This is a genomic window from Streptomyces sp. GbtcB7, from assembly GCF_019091445.1.
GTDB classification, from domain to species: domain Bacteria; phylum Actinomycetota; class Actinomycetes; order Streptomycetales; family Streptomycetaceae; genus Streptomyces; species Streptomyces mirabilis.
In genome coordinates this window covers 1-240 of the sequence record NZ_JAGXJM010000555.1, presented here as the reverse complement: position 1 = coordinate 240, position 240 = coordinate 1, and the positions used below count along the sequence as shown (strand labels likewise).

The following is a 240-nucleotide window of genomic DNA, read 5'->3' as shown; positions in this document are numbered from 1 at the left end:
CAGCTTCGGAGAGCTGGGGCGAGCCCACTCCTTGTCCCCCACCCACCTCTCCTGGTCACCGCCACTGGAGATGGAGGACCCGACGAACTCGGCGCCGACGACGTCGGACTCCGGGTCGGCGAAGACCTTCTTGAGGTCGCTGATCATGGTGAGGTGACGGTCCCCGGTCATCACGACGGGGTTGCGCACGGTGGCAAACTCCCCCATGAGCGCGCTGCGTTCGGCCTGGTATCCGTCCCA

General features: G+C 66.7%; 1 protein-coding gene. It reads right to left on the bottom strand.

The window, feature by feature from the left end; translation table 11 throughout:
- Nucleotides 1-240: alkaline phosphatase D family protein (locus KVT44_RS56795; RefSeq protein WP_217577137.1), on the bottom strand; the 240-nt coding region annotated here is incomplete at both ends.